We start from the raw sequence: 16932 nt of genomic DNA, 5'->3' as shown, positions 1-16932 counted from the left end.
TAGTTAGCAAGGCAAAGGGCTGTTTGAGAGTCGTTTGTTATCCCGAGTTCAGGTTGTATAATATTCTGTTTCTTGTAATGACTCTCTGTTTGCCAAAAGTCATTATAAGAAAGGCGCTTTGCAGCGCCCTTATATCGTTGGCGTAAAATCTATTTAGTGTTTAGCGCGCGAATACGGCTCGCTAAAGAATATAAACGGATAAAGCCTTCAGCGTGTTTTTGATCGTATACGTCATCTTCGCCAAACGTTGCGAAAGCTTCTGAATACAAGCTGTTTGGCGAACGTTTTTTAACGGCTGTCGCTTGGCCTTTATACAGCTTAATCACTACATCACCATTAACCGATTCTGCTAATGATTCTGACGCTGCGATAAGTGATTTACATAAAGGGGTAAACCAACGACCGTCGTACACTAGGTGCGACATTTGCCCAGCAATTTGCTCGCGCCACGTACGGCTAGTTTTGTCTAAAACTAATTCTTCAATGGCACGCAGACCAGCAAACATTACGGTGCCGCCTGGTGTTTCATAACAACCACGAGACTTCATGCCCACTAAACGGTTTTCGGTAATATCGATACGACCTACACCGTGTTTGCCAGCAATGTCGTTTAGCTTCATGAGTGCAGCATATGGCGATAATGCTTCGTCATTTACATGAGTCACACGACCATGCTTAACCGCTAACGAGACATATTCAGGCTCATTTGGTGCATCTTCTGGTGCTACTGTTAATGTCCACACGCCTTTTGATGGCTCGTTCCATGGATCTTCTAACTCACCACCTTCGTGCGAAATGTGCCATGCGTTGGCATCACGGCTATAAATTTTGGTCGCTGAAGCACTGGTTTTGATATCACGCTCTGCAAGGTAAGCCAATAAGTCTTCACGGCTACGCATTTCCCACTCACGCCAAGGCGCAATCACTTTTAAGTCTGGTGCTAATGCAGCAAAACAACCTTCAAAACGAACTTGGTCGTTACCTTTACCAGTACAGCCATGACATACCGCGTCAGCACCGACTTTACGGGCGACTTCTACTTGCGCTTTAGCAATAATAGGACGCGCCATTGACGTGCCTAACAAGTATGTACCTTCGTAAATAGCACCCGTTGCAATAGTTGGGTAAATATAATCAGCAACAAACTCTTCTTTTAGATCGACGATATGGCACTCAGAAGCACCTGACGCTAAGGCTTTTTCTGTTAAGCCAACGAGCTCTTCTTCACCTTGGCCGACGTCGGCACAAAATGCGATGATTTCACAGTCGTCATAAGTTTCTTTTAACCACGGGATAATAGCCGAGGTGTCTAAACCACCTGAATATGCCAATACCACTTTTTTAACACCGTTTTTTTTCACTGCATTAGACATGTTTATTTCCTAAAATCGATTACGTATATTTTCAATTTAAATAACGCCAGAGGCACTATTGACTTAATCTTTTGAATAACTTAAATAAGGTGACTAACTTAATAAGGTCACTAATACTGCATTTTGCGCATGCATGCGGTTTTCTGCTTGATGTAAAATCAATGAACCTTCGCCATCCATCACTTCATCTGTCACTTCCACACCACGATGTGCTGGCAAGCAATGCATAAAGAATTTAGCACCAGCTTGAGCCATTAGCTCACTATTAACTTGGTATGGTGCAAAACGGGCTTTAATGTCAGCAAGCGGTGTTTCATCACCCATAGAAATCCATGTATCTGTATAAATAGCATCATGGCCTTCAATGGCATTAATGTCTGCACTTAGAGTTAACTTGCCACCATTTTGCTTTGCTAACGCCTGAGCTTCTGTCACGATGAGTGCATCAGGGAATGCCCCTTCAGGGCAAATCACTGTCATGGTCATGCCTAAAATCGCTGCACCATAAATCAGTGAGTGGGTGACGTTATTACCATCGCCAACATAAGCCAGTTTTGCTTGGCTTACGTCATCAAATTGCTCTGATAGTGTTAAAAAGTCAGCTAGCGCTTGGCATGGATGGTACAAGTCAGACAAAGCATTAATCACCGGCACGCTGCCATGTTGAGCTAATTGTTCTATGGTGGTGTGCGAGTATGTTCTTGCCACAATAGCATCGGCCCAGCATGAAATGTTTGTCGCAAAATCAGCTACCGTTTCGCGTTGTCCCAACGCACCATTTTGTTGGTCTAAGTATAAGCAGTGACCACCTAATTTATTAATGCCAATGTCAAAGCTGACTCGGGTGCGCAGTGATGGCTTTTCAAACAGCATCACAACGCTTTTACCATCTAAGGCGCGACGGTACTCAGCGGGGTTATTCTTAATTTTTTTAGCCAGATCAATGATGGCTAAAAGCTGAGATTGAGTTAACTCTTTTATCGACAATAGGTGCTGCATATACTACTACTCCATTAAGGTTGTATTTGAGTCCCGACGGACCCACCTTTGACTAAGGTTTTTAACTGTTCGGCATCGCGCCATGAAGCAACTTGCACGGGTTTACCCATCCATTGAGCAACTTCCAATGCGGCTTCTACTTTGACTTTCATGCCTTTTTCAATCACACCTTGGGCAACAAGATGTTCAATTTCACTTTTGTTTAAACTCTGTATTAACTGACCTTTACCATCTAACACACCCGATACGTCTGACAATAACACCAACGTACCGTTAACTAATTTTGCTAAGGCTGTTGCGGCTTGATCTGCGTTGACGTTTAACATGTCGCCTTGGCTAGAAATGGCAATCGAGCTACAAATTGGCATCCAGCCCTGGCTTAAAATAAAGTTTAAGTAGGTCGCGTCTTTTGGCTCAACTTCGCCCACAAGTCCTAAACGCTCATCTTTGATTTTTGCAGTAACAACATTGCCGTCGCCTAAGCTCATGCCTACGCTAACAATGCCAGCTTTAGCTGCAGCTGCTTGTAAAATTTTGTTTGAGGTACCTGCTAGCGCGCCAACAATAATAGGAATTTGATCTTCTGGCGTAACACGTAAACCGTCTAATTTAACCGTTTCTTTGCCATTAGCGGTTAATTGCTCATCAACCAAACAACCACCGCCATGGACTAATATGACTTGTTGACCCGCAGCAAGCATTTCGGCTGCTGCCGCCATTAAACGCGCCATGCCCATTTCGCATTGAAGCAACGCACCACCGACTTTTAAAACTAATACTGATTTTGTAGCCATTATTTTTATTCCTTCACTAATGCGAGTTAATTACACACCGAAATGGATTTTAATGCACTGTAGACCTTGGCTAGCAGCACCTTTCATTAAATTGTCTATCGCACTGGCGACCACTAAATAACCGCTGTTGGCATCATACTTCCAACCTAAATGACAATTGGGGGTGTTAACCACATCATCAACTTTAGGGAATTGATTGTGCTTTACTGTCACTATTGGCGCATTGTCGTACACGCTATACGCTTTAGCGACATCGGCTTCTGTAGTGCCTGGTTTTAGTTGCACGGTAATGGTTGCCAAAATACCCCGCTTAAAGTTACCTAAATGCGGCGTAAAAATAACTTCCTGACCTAAATGTGTCGCAATCTCAGGCTGATGTCTGTGACCCAATACACCGTATGGCGTAAGGCTAACTTCGCAGAAACTGGTATGTAACTGTGCTTTACGACCTGCACCTGTTACACCACTCACGGCATTAATGACTGGATACATTTCAGTTAAGAATGGTTTAAGCGGTTTTAGTGCAGTAAGTGAAGCCGTAGGATAACAACCTGGTACAGCAATCATTCTTGTTTGTTTAATTTGTTCGCTGTTCCACTCTGCTAAGCCATACACCGCCTGAGCTAATACATCAGGGTGAGTATGTTCAAAACCGTACCATTTTGGATATTGCGCCACATCGGCAAAACGATATGCACCGCTTAAGTCAAATACCGCTAAACCTTGCTGGTAAAACCATGCGGCAAGCTCTAGGCTAACTGAATGCTCAGTCGCTAAAACCACGGCATCGGCTTCGGCAACAATTTTCTTTTTAGCGTCATCTGATAACGGCGAAAGCGTATAAGCCATGTGACTATATGTAGGGTAAAGGTCGGCTAATTTACGGCCTTTATCTAAACTGTTTTCCGACACATACAACCCTTGAACGCTGAAGTTGCTGTCTGCGTTAATTAACGAGGTAATTTGTGCACCGGTATAACCACTGGCGCCAATAATTGCGATGCTTTTCATAAGTTTGTTTTCTTGTTAAATAATGAGAGAAAGTGTCAGCATAGCCTATTTAGACGGGGGCCGCCTAATTTTGAACTATCGTCGCAGGAAGTTCGCGTTGATTATTGATATAGTGGTTTTAGCAGTAAGAAAGCACATGTTTATTTTCATTTCTATCGTTCTATTTATGGTGTCGGTTAATGCTGTTTGCTAGACTATCACACAATATTAATTATGCAATATATGTGAATAAGTATTTTACATATTATTTTTTAGGATAACCCATGAGCACACTACCAGATCTAAAAAGTTGTTTTACACAGCTGATTGCAGCGCCATCAGTCAGTGCACTCGAAGCAGAACACGATATGAGTAATCATGCAGTTATCAACTTGTTGCAAAATTGGTTCAGTGAGCTGGGTTTTGAATGCGAAACCCCCACGGTAGAAGACTCACGTAATAAACAGAACTTGATTGCCAGAATCGGTAGCGGCAGCGGTGGGCTTTTACTTGCGGGCCATACAGATACCGTGCCCTTTGACGAAGGCCGTTGGAGCCAAAGTCCATTTGAGATGGTTGAAAAAGACAATCGTTGGTACGGCTTAGGCACTTGCGACATGAAAGGCTTTTTTGCATTAGTACTCGAAGCATTAAAAGACATGCCACTTGATCAATTCAAACGTCCGCTGACTATTTTTGCTAGTGCAGATGAAGAAACCACCATGAGCGGCGCTAAAGCATTTGCCGACTCAAAAGTTATCGCACCTGATTATGCGGTTATTGGTGAACCCACCAGCTTAAAACCTGTCTATATGCATAAGGGGCATTTAGCCCAAGGGATCCGCGTGATTGGTCGAAGTGGTCATTCATCTGATCCTGCTCGCGGCTTAAATGCTATTGAAGTTATGCATAAAGTCATTAGCCAATTAATGAAGCTAAAGCAGCACTTAAGCGAGAACTATCGCGAAGATGCGTTTACTGTACCCTACCCAACCATGAACTTTGGCCATATTCATGGCGGTGATGCCGCAAACCGTATTTGTGGTTGCTGCGATTTGCATTTAGATATTCGTCCTTTACCAGGAATGGAGTTAGCGGATCTGGAATTAATGGTGTTGAACTACTTATCTGACATCAGTAAAGAGTATCCTGGCAGCATAAGTGTCAGTACTTTGTACCCAGGCGCAGAATCGTTTGCAGGAAAAGCAGATAATCCATGGACCAAACTCGTTGCAGAATTGTCTGGCAACGAAGCAGAAGTGGTCAACTATTCAACTGAAGCACCTTATATCAATAAACTAGGTTGCCAAACTTTAGTACTTGGGCCGGGCAGTATTAACCAGGCCCACCAACCAGATGAATTTATTGGCTTAGAATACTTAACGCCAACGGTAGAATTGATCAAAAAAATGATTTTTCATGCCTGCATTAAGTAAACATCAATAATCGGTGAAAGTTAAATCAAAATGTAACTTTTTTACGAAATAAAATTACAAAATACAGTGCCTGCGTATTGACCGATTTTGATACGCTGGGTATTGTGATGTAAGAGTTATTGGCAAAATCGTTCTTTTTTTCGGGAGTAAGTATGACAGAGCAAACGGCAGATATGTATGCGTCACTTCGATCAAATGTGGGGCATTTAGGCCAGATATTAGGCGAAACAATGCAAAACCATTTAGGCGATGCATTTTTAGAAAAAGTAGAACAAATTCGAATTTTAGCAAAAAAATCTCGCCAGGGTGACGAAGCCTCTCGTGAGCAAATGTTGGCATTATTAACCGCTTTACCAGACGAAGAACTGGTCCCTTTCGCCAAAGCCTTCAACCAATTTTTAAACTTAGCCAATATCGCAGAACAATTTCACACCATTAGCCGTAATTGCGACGAACTCGTGTGTGTGCCCGATCCAGTAGAGCAACTACTTGGACGCATGCTTGATACTGATTTAGATAAAAAAGATGTCATTAAGAGCTTAAAAAACTTAGACATCGATTTAGTATTAACAGCGCATCCAACCGAGATTTCACGCCGCACGCTAATTCAAAAATATGCGGCTGTAGTTGATTGCTTAACGGAACAAGAAAACAGCCAACTGACTGATCGCGAACGCCAACAAAGCACTCTGCGTCTGCGTCAGCTTATTGCCCAAATTTGGCACACCAACGAAATTCGTAACGAACGCCCAACTCCTGTAGATGAAGCACGTTGGGGTTTAAGCACTATCGAAACGTCTTTGTGGCAAGCTATTCCTGACTTTCTGCGTCAACTCAATGATCAAGTTGAGCAAAAGACCGGCCAGCAATTACCTATTGATGTCTCTCCGGTGAGATTTTCAAGCTGGATGGGCGGAGACCGCGACGGAAATCCGTTTGTAACGTCTCTCGTCACCCAAGAAGTACTCGATCGCAATCGTCATGCCGCAGCAAGATTGTACTTAAAAGATATTGTGAGCTTGCTTGGCGAATTGTCGATGGAACAAGCGAATGCTGAATTGTCAGCGTTAACAGATAACAGTAAAGAACCGTACCGCGATGTGTTACGCAAATTACGCTGCCAATTACGTGACACCATCGATTACCTTAACGCTCGTCTTGAAGGTAAAAAACCTGACGTTGATACCAGCGAGCTAATTTGGCATAAATCAGATTTGCTTGAACCGCTTGAACTACTTTATAAGAGTTTGACCGATTGCGGTATGAAGCTGATTGCCAATGGCCTGTTACTCGACATATTACGTCGTTTAGCGTGTTTTGGTATTCACATGTTACGCCTAGATATTCGTCAAGATGCTACCCGCCATAGTGATGTGATTGCTGAACTGACTCGTTATTTGGGCATGGGTGATTATAATCATTGGGACGAAAATGAAAAACAAGCGTTTTTACTGCGCGAGTTAACCAGCAAACGTCCACTGATCCCAACAAATTGGAAACCGACGGATGATGTCGCTGAAGTTGTCAGAACCTGCAACTTAGTCGCCCAGCAGCCTGTTAATGCATTGGGCTCTTATGTGATATCAATGGCCAGCAAGCCATCTGACGTATTAACCGTATTATTACTGCTAAAAGAAGCCGGTTGCACTAATCCAATGCGCGTAGTGCCATTATTCGAAACCCTCGCTGACTTAGAGGGGGCCGCTGACTGTATGACTTCGCTACTAAATATTGATTGGTATCGTGGTTACACCAAAGGCATGCAAGAAGTGATGATTGGTTATTCTGACTCAGCCAAAGATGCTGGTGTGATGGCAGCAGCCTGGGCACAGTATCGCGCACAAGAGCAATTAGTTGCTGTGTGTAAAAAAGCTGACGTTAAATTGATGTTGTTCCATGGTCGTGGCGGTTCTATCGGCCGTGGGGGCGGACCAGCTCATAAAGCCATTTTATCGCAACCACCAGGTTCGGTAGATGGTCGCATCCGTGTGACAGAACAAGGCGAAATGATCCGCTTTAAGTTTGGCTTACCAAAATTAGCGGTACAAAGTTTAGCGCTATATACCTCAGCGGTATTAGAAGCGACATTGTTACCACCACCGGAGCCTAAAAAATCGTGGCGTGATTGCATGCAGCGTATTGCTGAAGAATCAGTACTGCATTATCGCGGCATCGTACGTGAAGAACCGGACTTTGTTGAGTATTTTAGATCTGCCACACCAGAAGTTGAGCTCGGTAAGTTGCCACTAGGCAGTCGCCCAGCTAAGCGTAAAGTTGATGGTGGTATTGAAAGCTTACGCGCGATTCCGTGGATTTTTGCTTGGTCACAAAACCGCTTAATGCTACCCGCTTGGCTTGGTGCTGGCGAAGCATTACAAGATGCGGCAGATCGTGGCGAGTTAGCATTATTGCGTGAAATGGAAGAGCAATGGCCTTTCTTCGAAACTCGTATTTCAATGCTCGAAATGGTTTACACCAAAGCAGAACCTAACTTAGCCAAGTACTACGAGTTATGTTTAGTGAAGCCAGAGTTACATCATTTAGGCGAGAAGTTACGTCAACGTCTGCAATTGGGTATTGAAGCAGTATTATCATTAACCCAAGCGACAGAGTTAATGTCACATACGCCTTGGAGCCGTGAGTCTGTTAAACTGCGCAACCCTTACATAGATCCACTTAACTTCTTACAAACCGAGCTATTAGCCCGTACACGTAGAGAAGTTGAACCGTCTGCAGATGTTCAGCTAGCACTTATGCTGACCATTGCCGGCGTTGCAGCAGGAATGAGAAACACTGGATGATAACCTTGGTTAAAACCCTTGGACTTGGATTGTTATTGTTACTGACTGGCTGTGCCAGTCAGTACAGTATCACTGAGTCTGAAATTGAGCAGTACCTTAATAAAGACATGCATTTTGAGGTAAAACAGGGCAACAAGTTAATTGGTGTATCACTTAAGCTAAATGATATGCAGGTCGTGTTAGGCGCTAAGCCAAATACCATGGCTGTCACAGCAGCGACTGTGATTACCGTGAATAACCCGTTACTACCTATTCACGCTAAGCTTAAAACTACGTTCGAAGCTGTGCCTTGGTATGACAGTAATACCAAGAGTGTCTATCTTCGACAGTTAAACTTAGTCAAGGTTGAGTCCGAACCCGCCGATATTGAGCGTTACATCAGCCAGGCAACACCACAATTGATGGTATTTTTACGTAATTATCTTGAAAACCAGCCAGTGTATACCTTAGACACTCGCGACAGTAATCAAGCGCTAATGGCTAAAATGACCAAAGAAATTGCCGTACAACAGGGCAAACTGGTGGTTAAGTTTTAACGTTATAATCGTAGTAGCAGAAAGCACCTTAGGGTGCTTTTTTATTGCTTCAAACTCATCTACATGCACATCGAAAATAAAGGCTGAACATCTCAAGTATCAGAAAACTGAGCATTTCCTAATCAATCAGAACCACGTACAATAACTTGGCAATATTGGAGTGCATAATAATCATGGGATAAATGATGCCGTTAATGGATGACGTAGCAAAACTAAAAGCACAACTGGCGGAGTTTACTTCACAGCAAGGCGCTCAGCAGGCCGATGTAAATCGACAATTGGCTCAGTTCAGTCAACAACTTGATGCTTTGGCCCAACAGGTACAAGCGCAAAATAATAATGAACAACCGATAGCCTTGCCTGCTGAAAACTTACATGCCCCAGTGCATGAGAGTCGAGAAAACGATTCGAGCGGCAGTATCGTAGCCGATAAACCTCAATACTCGTCTTCTGCTTGGGAGCGCCAAACGTTAGATATAAGTCATTCAGCGTTAACATCATCTCTATCAGAACAACAAACTTCGGTAGTCACAAAGTCACCCGCTAGACAAAGTGCCCTAAGTGCGATGGTTACTCAATTAGCTGACGCTATCGGTGAGTTCAGTGCGTCAGCATTTGCTCCCATTTCTGGGTTAACCGCACAAGCAAAAGAATTCTATCAGCATTATCAAAGTAAAGGGTTAGGGCCTGTATTTTTGATGACGGTTGCAGGCATTATTACCCTGACATTAGGTTTTGGTTATTTACTGCAGTTTTCAATTAACAACTGGTTTTCAGAACTGGGTAAAGCGTTATTAGGTTTAGGCGTAGCAAATAGTATTATTGTTGGTGGAGTATTTATTCGGCAAAAACGCCCAGGAATGCAAGACTTCGGCTCAGGCCTAGTTGGCCTTGGGCTTATTCTTAATTATTTGTGCCTATATTTTCTTGGACCGTACTTTAATCTTATTCCTGATATTGCCTGCTTTGGCTTGTTATTGCTTAATACGATATTGGGTTATAGCTTATCGTTTAAACTCGACACCAAAGTTGTCGCGATTGTCGCTTTACTTGGCGGATCACTCGCGCCATTGATGCTACTTGATGGTGGACAAACGCCGCTATTGTACCTGCCTTATTTAATGCTTATCGGTATTTGCTCGATGGTACAAAGCCACAAATTAGCTTGGCCAATACTCATCGAAATTACCGCCTTACTCCATATAGCTTGCATACAAATACTCAGCTTATTTATTCAATTGCCGCTGTCTGTCATTGATTGGCAAACCGGCCTAGCAGTATTAATGATCAATGGGCTGTTCTACCTCTACAGTATTGCCAGCTTATTATTTGTCATCAAGTCTGCATTAACACCAAGGCTGCTAGCGGTTCCAATCGCACTTATGGTTTTTACTCTCTACACCCTAACGGAGTGGAGCATTTTTGCTGGTGAGCTATTTGCACTTAATGCATTGCTGTGTGGGTTGTTATATTGGGTAATTAAACGCGATAAAGATATTAGTGCCCTAGCCTTGGCTTTTGCCGGAAGCTTTGCTGGTTTTGCCGCACTGTTTTTACTCAGCGTCGAACTGATGGGTTTAGTGCTGTTATTAGAGGGATTATTGTTACTGTGGATTGGCTGTAAACAGTTGTTTAGCCCTATTAGAGCAGAAGCATATGTCTTACTCGTACTAGGCATAATAAGCAGCTTTGCTTACGTCTTTGATGTGCTAGCCCTGTCACGCTATGACAATGATGGCCTATTAGGATATCAAGCATTATTGATTATATCGATGGCACTAACCTGTGCGATGACTTTTGTAGCGCAAAAGCTTCTGAGCCGCCATCAAGCTGATTTAATGCAATTTGAACACCTAGTGGTACAATTTATCCGCGAGTTACTTGGAGTGCTCTATACAGTAACCTTGTTACTCATTAGCTTCTTTATCACCGAGCAATATTGGCTTAATACATTACCATTAATCAGCTTTTTACTTCTGTACATGAGTGCTAAACACACCCTACGTTTTAGCGAAGTATTAGCCTGGTTATTGCAACTACCGTTATTAGGGTTAGTTATTTTTGGCATGATAGACGCTGATAGTCTTAGCTTTGCCGACCAAGCAATGAACGCTAAATTAGCCCGTTTTGAACTCTTTATCGGATTACTATTGGCGTATTATTGGTACAAAAAATATTATGCCAATGCCAAGTTAATCCACGTTGCTTACTATGTTCAGTTAGCATGTTATCTCGCGCTACCATTACTATTATTGCCCAAAGTCATACGCAGCTATCCTGACTACATTGCTATCTCATTATGGTTAAGCAGTATGATGAGTCTAGGTTTGGCTTACTTTATTAATCACAAGAGTCTTCGCTATGAGTCGCAAATACTCACGGTATTAGCAACCATGGTTACAGCAGCAATGTGCCTAGCAGAATTGTGGCAAGGACTTGCTGCATTGACAATAGGATTGCTATTACTCGGATTAATTAGTGTACGCTATGTACAATTACCAAAAAAGTGGCAGCAAATTACTACGCTACAATGGCACATTGCTCCATATTATATTGCCTTAGTCATAGCCGTACTAAGTCAAACTCTCACTAACCTAATCCATCCATCATGGGCAATAACAGCGTTAATCATCTGTGGATATTTTAGTGTTATTACCGAAAGAAACACACGCATAGGTCAACATTTTAAGCAGGCCTTAGCACCAAGTTATAGCTTGGCGTATTTTGCTATTTTTGCTTGTGCCATTTTACCCATCCTATTTCACAGCGAAACACAACTCACCCTTAATATTGATAATGTTCTGACCAATTTAGCAGAGCTTGGAGTGCTGATTTTATTAGGTCGTTATTTGTTAACAGCAAGATTAGGTATTAGAGCACACAGAAAAATTATCTCTTATGTCACGCTTAAGTGGGCTTGGCATGCTTTATTGGTGATAAGTTATTTACTGTGGAGCTATCAATTCGACCTAATTATTGCTGCACCAATGAGTGCAGTGCTGTTAGTTGTGCATGCTAGTGTGGTGATGTTTATAAGCTTACGGCCTCAACAAGCAAGCCTAGTCAGGCTAGCAGCATTACTATTTGCTTTGGCATGTATCAAAGTGATTGTTGTTGATATGGCGTCATTTGAATTAATTCAAAAAATCGTCGCCTTTATTTTGATTGGCGTTATTTTATTAACGGTTGCTTACTTTTATCAAAAAGCGAAAAACAGTCAATTGGCTGATGACCTTACAGCCTAGTCATTAAATCTAGCTTGCTTACACCAATGGTAAGCAAGCTAGAAATACACTTACTTGGCGAATCTAGGTATCGACGGGTAATCAACAATAACGGCTTCTTCAAGTAGTGCACGACGAAGCATATCGTAAGCAATTGCAGTACTCATACTTCTCACAAGCTGACGTGAGCGCTTTGGTAACTTGATCATTTGACTGTATACGCCATGTTTAGTTGCTAATGCTATAGCGACTGTTCCAACGGGCTTATCATCTGAGCCTCCGTCAGGGCCAGCAATACCACTAGTAGCTAAAGCATAATCACTATCAAGAATACCTCGTACGCCTTGCGCCATCGCCTCAACAGTAGCAATAGACACTGCACCATGATCATCTAAGATCTGTGGATTAACGCCCAGCACTTTCACTTTAGATTCATTACTGTACGTCACTAAACCATGATGCAAGTACGATGAACTCCCTGCAAAGTCGATCAATTGACTGGTGATCATGCCACCTGTGCAAGACTCTGCCACACTAAGACTAAAACCAGATTGGTATAATCGATGATGGATCTCTGCTGCTAATGTTGGCCGATTTTCAGCAACAACCGCACAACCTAATAAGGCTTTAACCTGCTTTGTTACATCAGGTAGCTGACGGATAGCTTTTTCACCACGAGCAAAAATCTTAATTTCAATGTGTGGCATAGATGAGCGATAACCTAACTCAATGCCTTGTGGCAAAGTGATGTCTGACAATGTATCTGCTAATGATGACTCACCGTGACCAATTGTAAGTAATTTTTCTAAAGCCGATTTTTGTTGTACACCGAACTCTTGAGTAATAAACGGAATAAACTGTTCAGTGATCATGTGCTTTAATTCAAACGGCACGCCTGGAGTAAAGAATAACCATGCGTTATTCAGCTTCACTCTAAAGCCACATGCTGTCCCAACAGGATTATCTACCATCACAGCAGAAGCTGGTAACCAAGCCTGCTTTAAATTACTCTTGGCCATTACACGATTATTACGCGTAAACCAATCTTCCAAATGTTCACGCCATTGCACATTTTCGACAAGGTCTTCACCTTTAGCTTTCGCCATGGCTAACGCAGACATATCATCACTGGTAGGCCCCAATCCACCATTAACAATAATGATATCTGCATGCTTACTGCGTTCTTGGAATGCAGCAACAAGGTCATCCATTCGATCGCCAACCGTCACTCGATGTTGCATCTCGATACCTAACTCCATCAAAGTATTCGCAACCCAAGCAGCATTGGTATCGACTATTTGGCCAGAGAGTACCTCTTCACCAGTACAAATCATTTCTAACTTCATCATTATTCCTAATCCCATGCTATTGGCACTTAAGTTAGGGGAGCAATATGTGAATGGCAAGACAATAGATCGCATTTATCCAAAATTAGCCAATAAAAGACTTAATGAATTACAACAACTCAACAGTAATATCTCAAAAATAGCTAAATTGATTATTTTGATATTGATTCAATGTATTAAAGTATTATCAAAAATGAAAGACAATACAAAATAATGTCGGACAAATTACAAAGCCTATTGCCGCTTAATGAAACAGAAATGTCGCGGTTGATTTTCACATACGAAAAAGGCCTTTGCATTGCAGCAAAGGCCTTCATCTTAAGGTGGCAGTGCGGACGCTGCTTATAATAAAGAATGAACTAGTCATCTGGCGTGACTGGTCACTTTCTATTGATTGAGAGTCAACCGTCCAAATAGATTGGATGAATGCAAAGCAATACCGGGAACGTTATTGGACCAATTAAATTAATGCAGCGCTTGTGGCTGTTGATATCTGTTCGGGAAAAATGGGTAAGCTTCAGATACAAAAAAGCCTCGTCGTTAGACGAGGCTTCTATGTAATTGGCGGAGCGGACGGGACTCGAACCCGCGACCCCCGGCGTGACAGGCCGGTATTCTAACCAACTGAACTACCGCTCCTTTAGCAAATTGCTTACGCACGATGCTAAATGCTTTTTAAGTCGCTAACGTGTCATGGTTAGGAGACTTGCTTCATAATGAAGCTACTCTTTCGAGTCAATTAGGCGCCTGGAAATGACCTACTCTCGCATGGGGAGACCCCAAACTACCATCGGCGATACTGTGTTTCACTTCTGAGTTCGGAATGGGATCAGGTGGTGCCACAGCTCTATGGTTTCCAGACAAATTTTGTTTATCTAACGCACTATTCTTGATGCATTAAATAATAATTCGGAAAGCTGATTGCTTTTACTCTTATCAAGAGTCTTGAGTTCGACAAGTACACGGATGTACTTGATGTCATAAACGCATGGAGCATTTTATGACCACTGTTTAAGCGCCTCATTCTAATACTAAGTCGTATCAGTAAAACCCATCTGGGTTGTATGGTTAAGCCTCACGGGTCATTAGTACAAGTTAGCTCAACGCCTCACAACGCTTACACACCTTGCCTATCAACGTAGTAGTCTCCTACGGCCCTTTAGAGAGCTTAAAGCTCTAGGGATGACTCATCTTAGGGCTCGCTTCCCGCTTAGATGCTTTCAGCGGTTATCGATTCCGAACGTAGCTACCGGGCAATGCCATTGGCATGACAACCCGAACACCAGCGGTTCGTCCACTCCGGTCCTCTCGTACTAGGAGCAGCTCCCTTCAATCATCCAACGCCCACGGCAGATAGGGACCGAACTGTCTCACGACGTTCTGAACCCAGCTCGCGTACCACTTTAAATGGCGAACAGCCATACCCTTGGGACCGACTTCAGCCCCAGGATGTGATGAGCCGACATCGAGGTGCCAAACACCGCCGTCGATATGAACTCTTGGGCGGTATCAGCCTGTTATCCCCGGAGTACCTTTTATCCGTTGAGCGATGGCCCTTCCATTCAGAACCACCGGATCACTATGACCTACTTTCGTACCTGCTCGACGTGTATGTCTCGCAGTTAAGCTGGCTTATGCCATTGCACTAACCGTACGATGTCCGACCGTACTTAGCCAACCTTCGTGCTCCTCCGTTACTCTTTGGGAGGAGACCGCCCCAGTCAAACTACCCACCAGGCACTGTCCTCAACCCCGATAAGGGGCCAGAGTTAGAACATCAAAACTACAAGGGTGGTATTTCAAGATTGACTCCACTCAGACTAGCGTCCAAGCTTCAAAGTCTCCCACCTATCCTACACATGTAGGTTCAATGTTCAGTGCCAAGCTATAGTAAAGGTTCACGGGGTCTTTCCGTCTAGCCGCGGGTATACGGCATCTTCACCGCAATTTCAACTTCACTGAGTCTCGGCTGGAGACAGCGTGGCCATCATTACGCCATTCGTGCAGGTCGGAACTTACCCGACAAGGAATTTCGCTACCTTAGGACCGTTATAGTTACGGCCGCCGTTTACCGGGGCTTCGATCATGAGCTTCTCCGAAGATAACCCAATCAATTAACCTTCCGGCACCGGGCAGGCGTCACACCGTATACGTCATCTTGCGATTTTGCACAGTGCTGTGTTTTTGATAAACAGTTGCAGCCACCTGGTATCTGCGACTCCCGTCAGCTTAGAGAGCAAGTCTCATCACCAACAAGAGCGTACCTTCTCCCGAAGTTACGGTACCATTTTGCCTAGTTCCTTCAGCCGAGTTCTCTCAAGCGCCTTGGTATTCTCTACCCGACCACCTGTGTCGGTTTGGGGTACGATTCCCACTAACCTGAAGCTTAGAAGATTTTCCTGGAAGCATGGCATCAACTACTTCATCACCTTAGTGACTCGTCATCAGCTCTCAGCCTGTACATTAAAGTACGATTTCCCGGATTTGCCTAAGAAATCAACCTACCACCTTAAACGCGGACTACCAACGCCGCGCTAGCCTAGCCTTCTCCGTCTCTCCATCGCAGTTAGCGGAAGTACAGAAATATTAATCTGTTTCCCATCGATTACGCCTTTCGGCCTCACCTTAGGGGTCGACTCACCCTGCCCCGATTAACGTTGGACAGGAACCCTTGGTCTTCCGGCGAGGGAGTTTTTCACTCCCTTTATCGTTACTCATGTCAGCATTCGCACTTCTGATACGTCCAGTGTGGGTTACCCCTTCACCTTCAACCGCTTACAGAACGCTCCTCTACCGCGCACTTCCTAAGAAATGCACCCGTAGCTTCGGTGGTATGTTTAGCCCCGTTAAATCTTCCGCGCAGGCCGACTCGACTAGTGAGCTATTACGCTTTCTTTAAATGATGGCTGCTTCTAAGCCAACATCCTAGCTGTCTAAGCCTTCCCACATCGTTTCCCACTTAACATACACTTTGGGACCTTAGCTGACGGTCTGGGTTGTTTCCCTTTTGACAACGGACGTTAGCACCCGCTGTCTGTCTCCCGAGTAGTACTCATTGGTATTCGGAGTTTGCAAAGGGTTGGTAAGTCGGGATGACCCCCTAGCCTTAACAGTGCTCTACCCCCAATGGTATTCGCTCGAGGCGCTACCTAAATAGCTTTCGAGGAGAACCAGATATCTCCGAGTTTGATTGGCCTTTCACCCCCAGCCACAAGTCATCCGCTCATTTTTCAACATAAGTCGGTTCGGTCCTCCAGTTGATGTTACTCAACCTTCAACCTGCCCATGGCTAGATCACTCGGTTTCGGGTCTACACCTTGCAACTAAACGCGCAGTTAACACTCGGTTTCCCTACGGCTCCGCTATTCGCTTAACCTCGCTACAAAATGTAAGTCGCTGACCCATTATACAAAAGGTACGCAGTCACGGTCTC

General features: G+C 43.7%; 9 protein-coding genes, 1 tRNA gene and 2 rRNA genes. 4 read left to right on the top strand and 8 right to left on the bottom strand.

Translation table 11 applies throughout. The annotated features are described in order from the left end of the window. Positions 1-149: 149 nt before the first annotated feature. The 4 genes from AAEY94_RS03445 to argC form a co-directional block, all read right to left on the bottom strand. Positions 150-1373: an argininosuccinate synthase gene (locus tag AAEY94_RS03445; protein WP_101084820.1), complete on the bottom strand. Its 1224-nt coding sequence runs from the start codon at positions 1371-1373 to the stop codon at positions 150-152. A gap of 93 nt (positions 1374-1466) precedes the next feature. Next, complete coding sequence (locus tag AAEY94_RS03440) at positions 1467-2372, bottom strand: ornithine carbamoyltransferase (RefSeq protein ID WP_162022034.1); 906 nt, start codon at positions 2370-2372, stop codon at positions 1467-1469. Between the two features lie 14 nt (positions 2373-2386). Continuing rightward, positions 2387-3166: an acetylglutamate kinase gene (gene argB / locus AAEY94_RS03435; RefSeq protein ID WP_101084818.1), complete on the bottom strand. Its 780-nt coding sequence runs from the start codon at positions 3164-3166 to the stop codon at positions 2387-2389. A 30-nt stretch (positions 3167-3196) separates the two neighbouring features. Next, on the bottom strand, positions 3197-4177 hold the full coding sequence (gene argC / locus AAEY94_RS03430) for an N-acetyl-gamma-glutamyl-phosphate reductase (RefSeq protein WP_101084817.1): 981 nt from the start codon (positions 4175-4177) through the stop codon (positions 3197-3199). Between the two features lie 263 nt (positions 4178-4440). Here argC and argE point away from each other — a divergent pair, with 263 nt between their 5' ends. The 4 genes from argE to AAEY94_RS03410 all read left to right on the top strand — a co-directional run bounded on the left by argE (position 4441) and on the right by AAEY94_RS03410 (position 12174). Beyond that, on the top strand, positions 4441-5592 hold the full coding sequence (gene argE / locus AAEY94_RS03425) for an acetylornithine deacetylase (protein ID WP_011635680.1): 1152 nt from the start codon (positions 4441-4443) through the stop codon (positions 5590-5592). Positions 5593-5744: 152 nt separating this feature from the next. After that, positions 5745-8393: a phosphoenolpyruvate carboxylase gene (ppc, locus tag AAEY94_RS03420; protein WP_101084816.1), complete on the top strand. Its 2649-nt coding sequence runs from the start codon at positions 5745-5747 to the stop codon at positions 8391-8393. Continuing rightward, a complete protein-coding gene (locus AAEY94_RS03415) occupies positions 8390-8929 on the top strand; it encodes a YceB family lipoprotein (RefSeq protein WP_350977271.1) in 540 nt (179 codons plus the stop codon). Before ppc ends, AAEY94_RS03415 begins: the two co-directional genes overlap by 4 nt. A gap of 185 nt (positions 8930-9114) precedes the next feature. Further along, positions 9115-12174 (top strand): DUF2339 domain-containing protein, encoded by a 3060-nt coding sequence (locus tag AAEY94_RS03410; RefSeq protein WP_350977673.1) that lies wholly within the window; start codon positions 9115-9117, stop codon positions 12172-12174. A gap of 50 nt (positions 12175-12224) precedes the next feature. Here AAEY94_RS03410 and AAEY94_RS03405 read toward each other — a convergent pair whose 3' ends face one another. The 4 genes from AAEY94_RS03405 to AAEY94_RS03390 form a co-directional block, all read right to left on the bottom strand. Further along, positions 12225-13499 carry a CinA family nicotinamide mononucleotide deamidase-related protein gene (locus AAEY94_RS03405; protein ID WP_350977670.1) on the bottom strand — a complete coding sequence of 425 codons (1275 nt, stop codon included), beginning with the start codon at positions 13497-13499 and terminating at the stop codon, positions 12225-12227. Between the two features lie 562 nt (positions 13500-14061). Beyond that, positions 14062-14138, bottom strand: a tRNA-Asp gene (locus AAEY94_RS03400). 106 nt (positions 14139-14244) lie between these two features. Then, positions 14245-14360 (bottom strand): 5S ribosomal RNA (gene rrf, locus AAEY94_RS03395). Between the two features lie 203 nt (positions 14361-14563). Beyond that, a 23S ribosomal RNA gene (locus AAEY94_RS03390) occupies positions 14564-16932 on the bottom strand; the annotation flags it as partial.

The sequence above is a fragment of the Shewanella sp. AC34-MNA-CIBAN-0136 genome (assembly GCF_040309945.1).
Lineage (GTDB): Bacteria > Pseudomonadota > Gammaproteobacteria > Enterobacterales > Shewanellaceae > Shewanella.
The sequence above is the reverse complement of the archived record's forward strand: the minus strand, read 5'-3'. Positions and strand labels throughout refer to the sequence as shown.

Bases quoted from the DNA above. Each gene is read 5' to 3' on its own strand.
- argC (WP_101084817.1), bottom strand. From the start codon at position 4,177: ATGAAAAGCATCGCAATTATTGGCGCCAGTGGTTATACCGGTGCACAA.
- AAEY94_RS03440 (WP_162022034.1), bottom strand. From the start codon at position 2,372: ATGCAGCACCTATTGTCGATAAAAGAGTTAACTCAATCTCAGCTTTTA.
- AAEY94_RS03415 (WP_350977271.1), top strand. From the start codon at position 8,390: ATGATAACCTTGGTTAAAACCCTTGGACTTGGATTGTTATTGTTACTG.
- AAEY94_RS03445 (WP_101084820.1), bottom strand. From the start codon at position 1,373: ATGTCTAATGCAGTGAAAAAAAACGGTGTTAAAAAAGTGGTATTGGCA.
- AAEY94_RS03410 (WP_350977673.1), top strand. From the start codon at position 9,115: ATGCCGTTAATGGATGACGTAGCAAAACTAAAAGCACAACTGGCGGAG.
- argB (WP_101084818.1), bottom strand. From the start codon at position 3,166: ATGGCTACAAAATCAGTATTAGTTTTAAAAGTCGGTGGTGCGTTGCTT.
- argE (WP_011635680.1), top strand. From the start codon at position 4,441: ATGAGCACACTACCAGATCTAAAAAGTTGTTTTACACAGCTGATTGCA.
- AAEY94_RS03405 (WP_350977670.1), bottom strand. From the start codon at position 13,499: ATGAAGTTAGAAATGATTTGTACTGGTGAAGAGGTACTCTCTGGCCAA.
- ppc (WP_101084816.1), top strand. From the start codon at position 5,745: ATGACAGAGCAAACGGCAGATATGTATGCGTCACTTCGATCAAATGTG.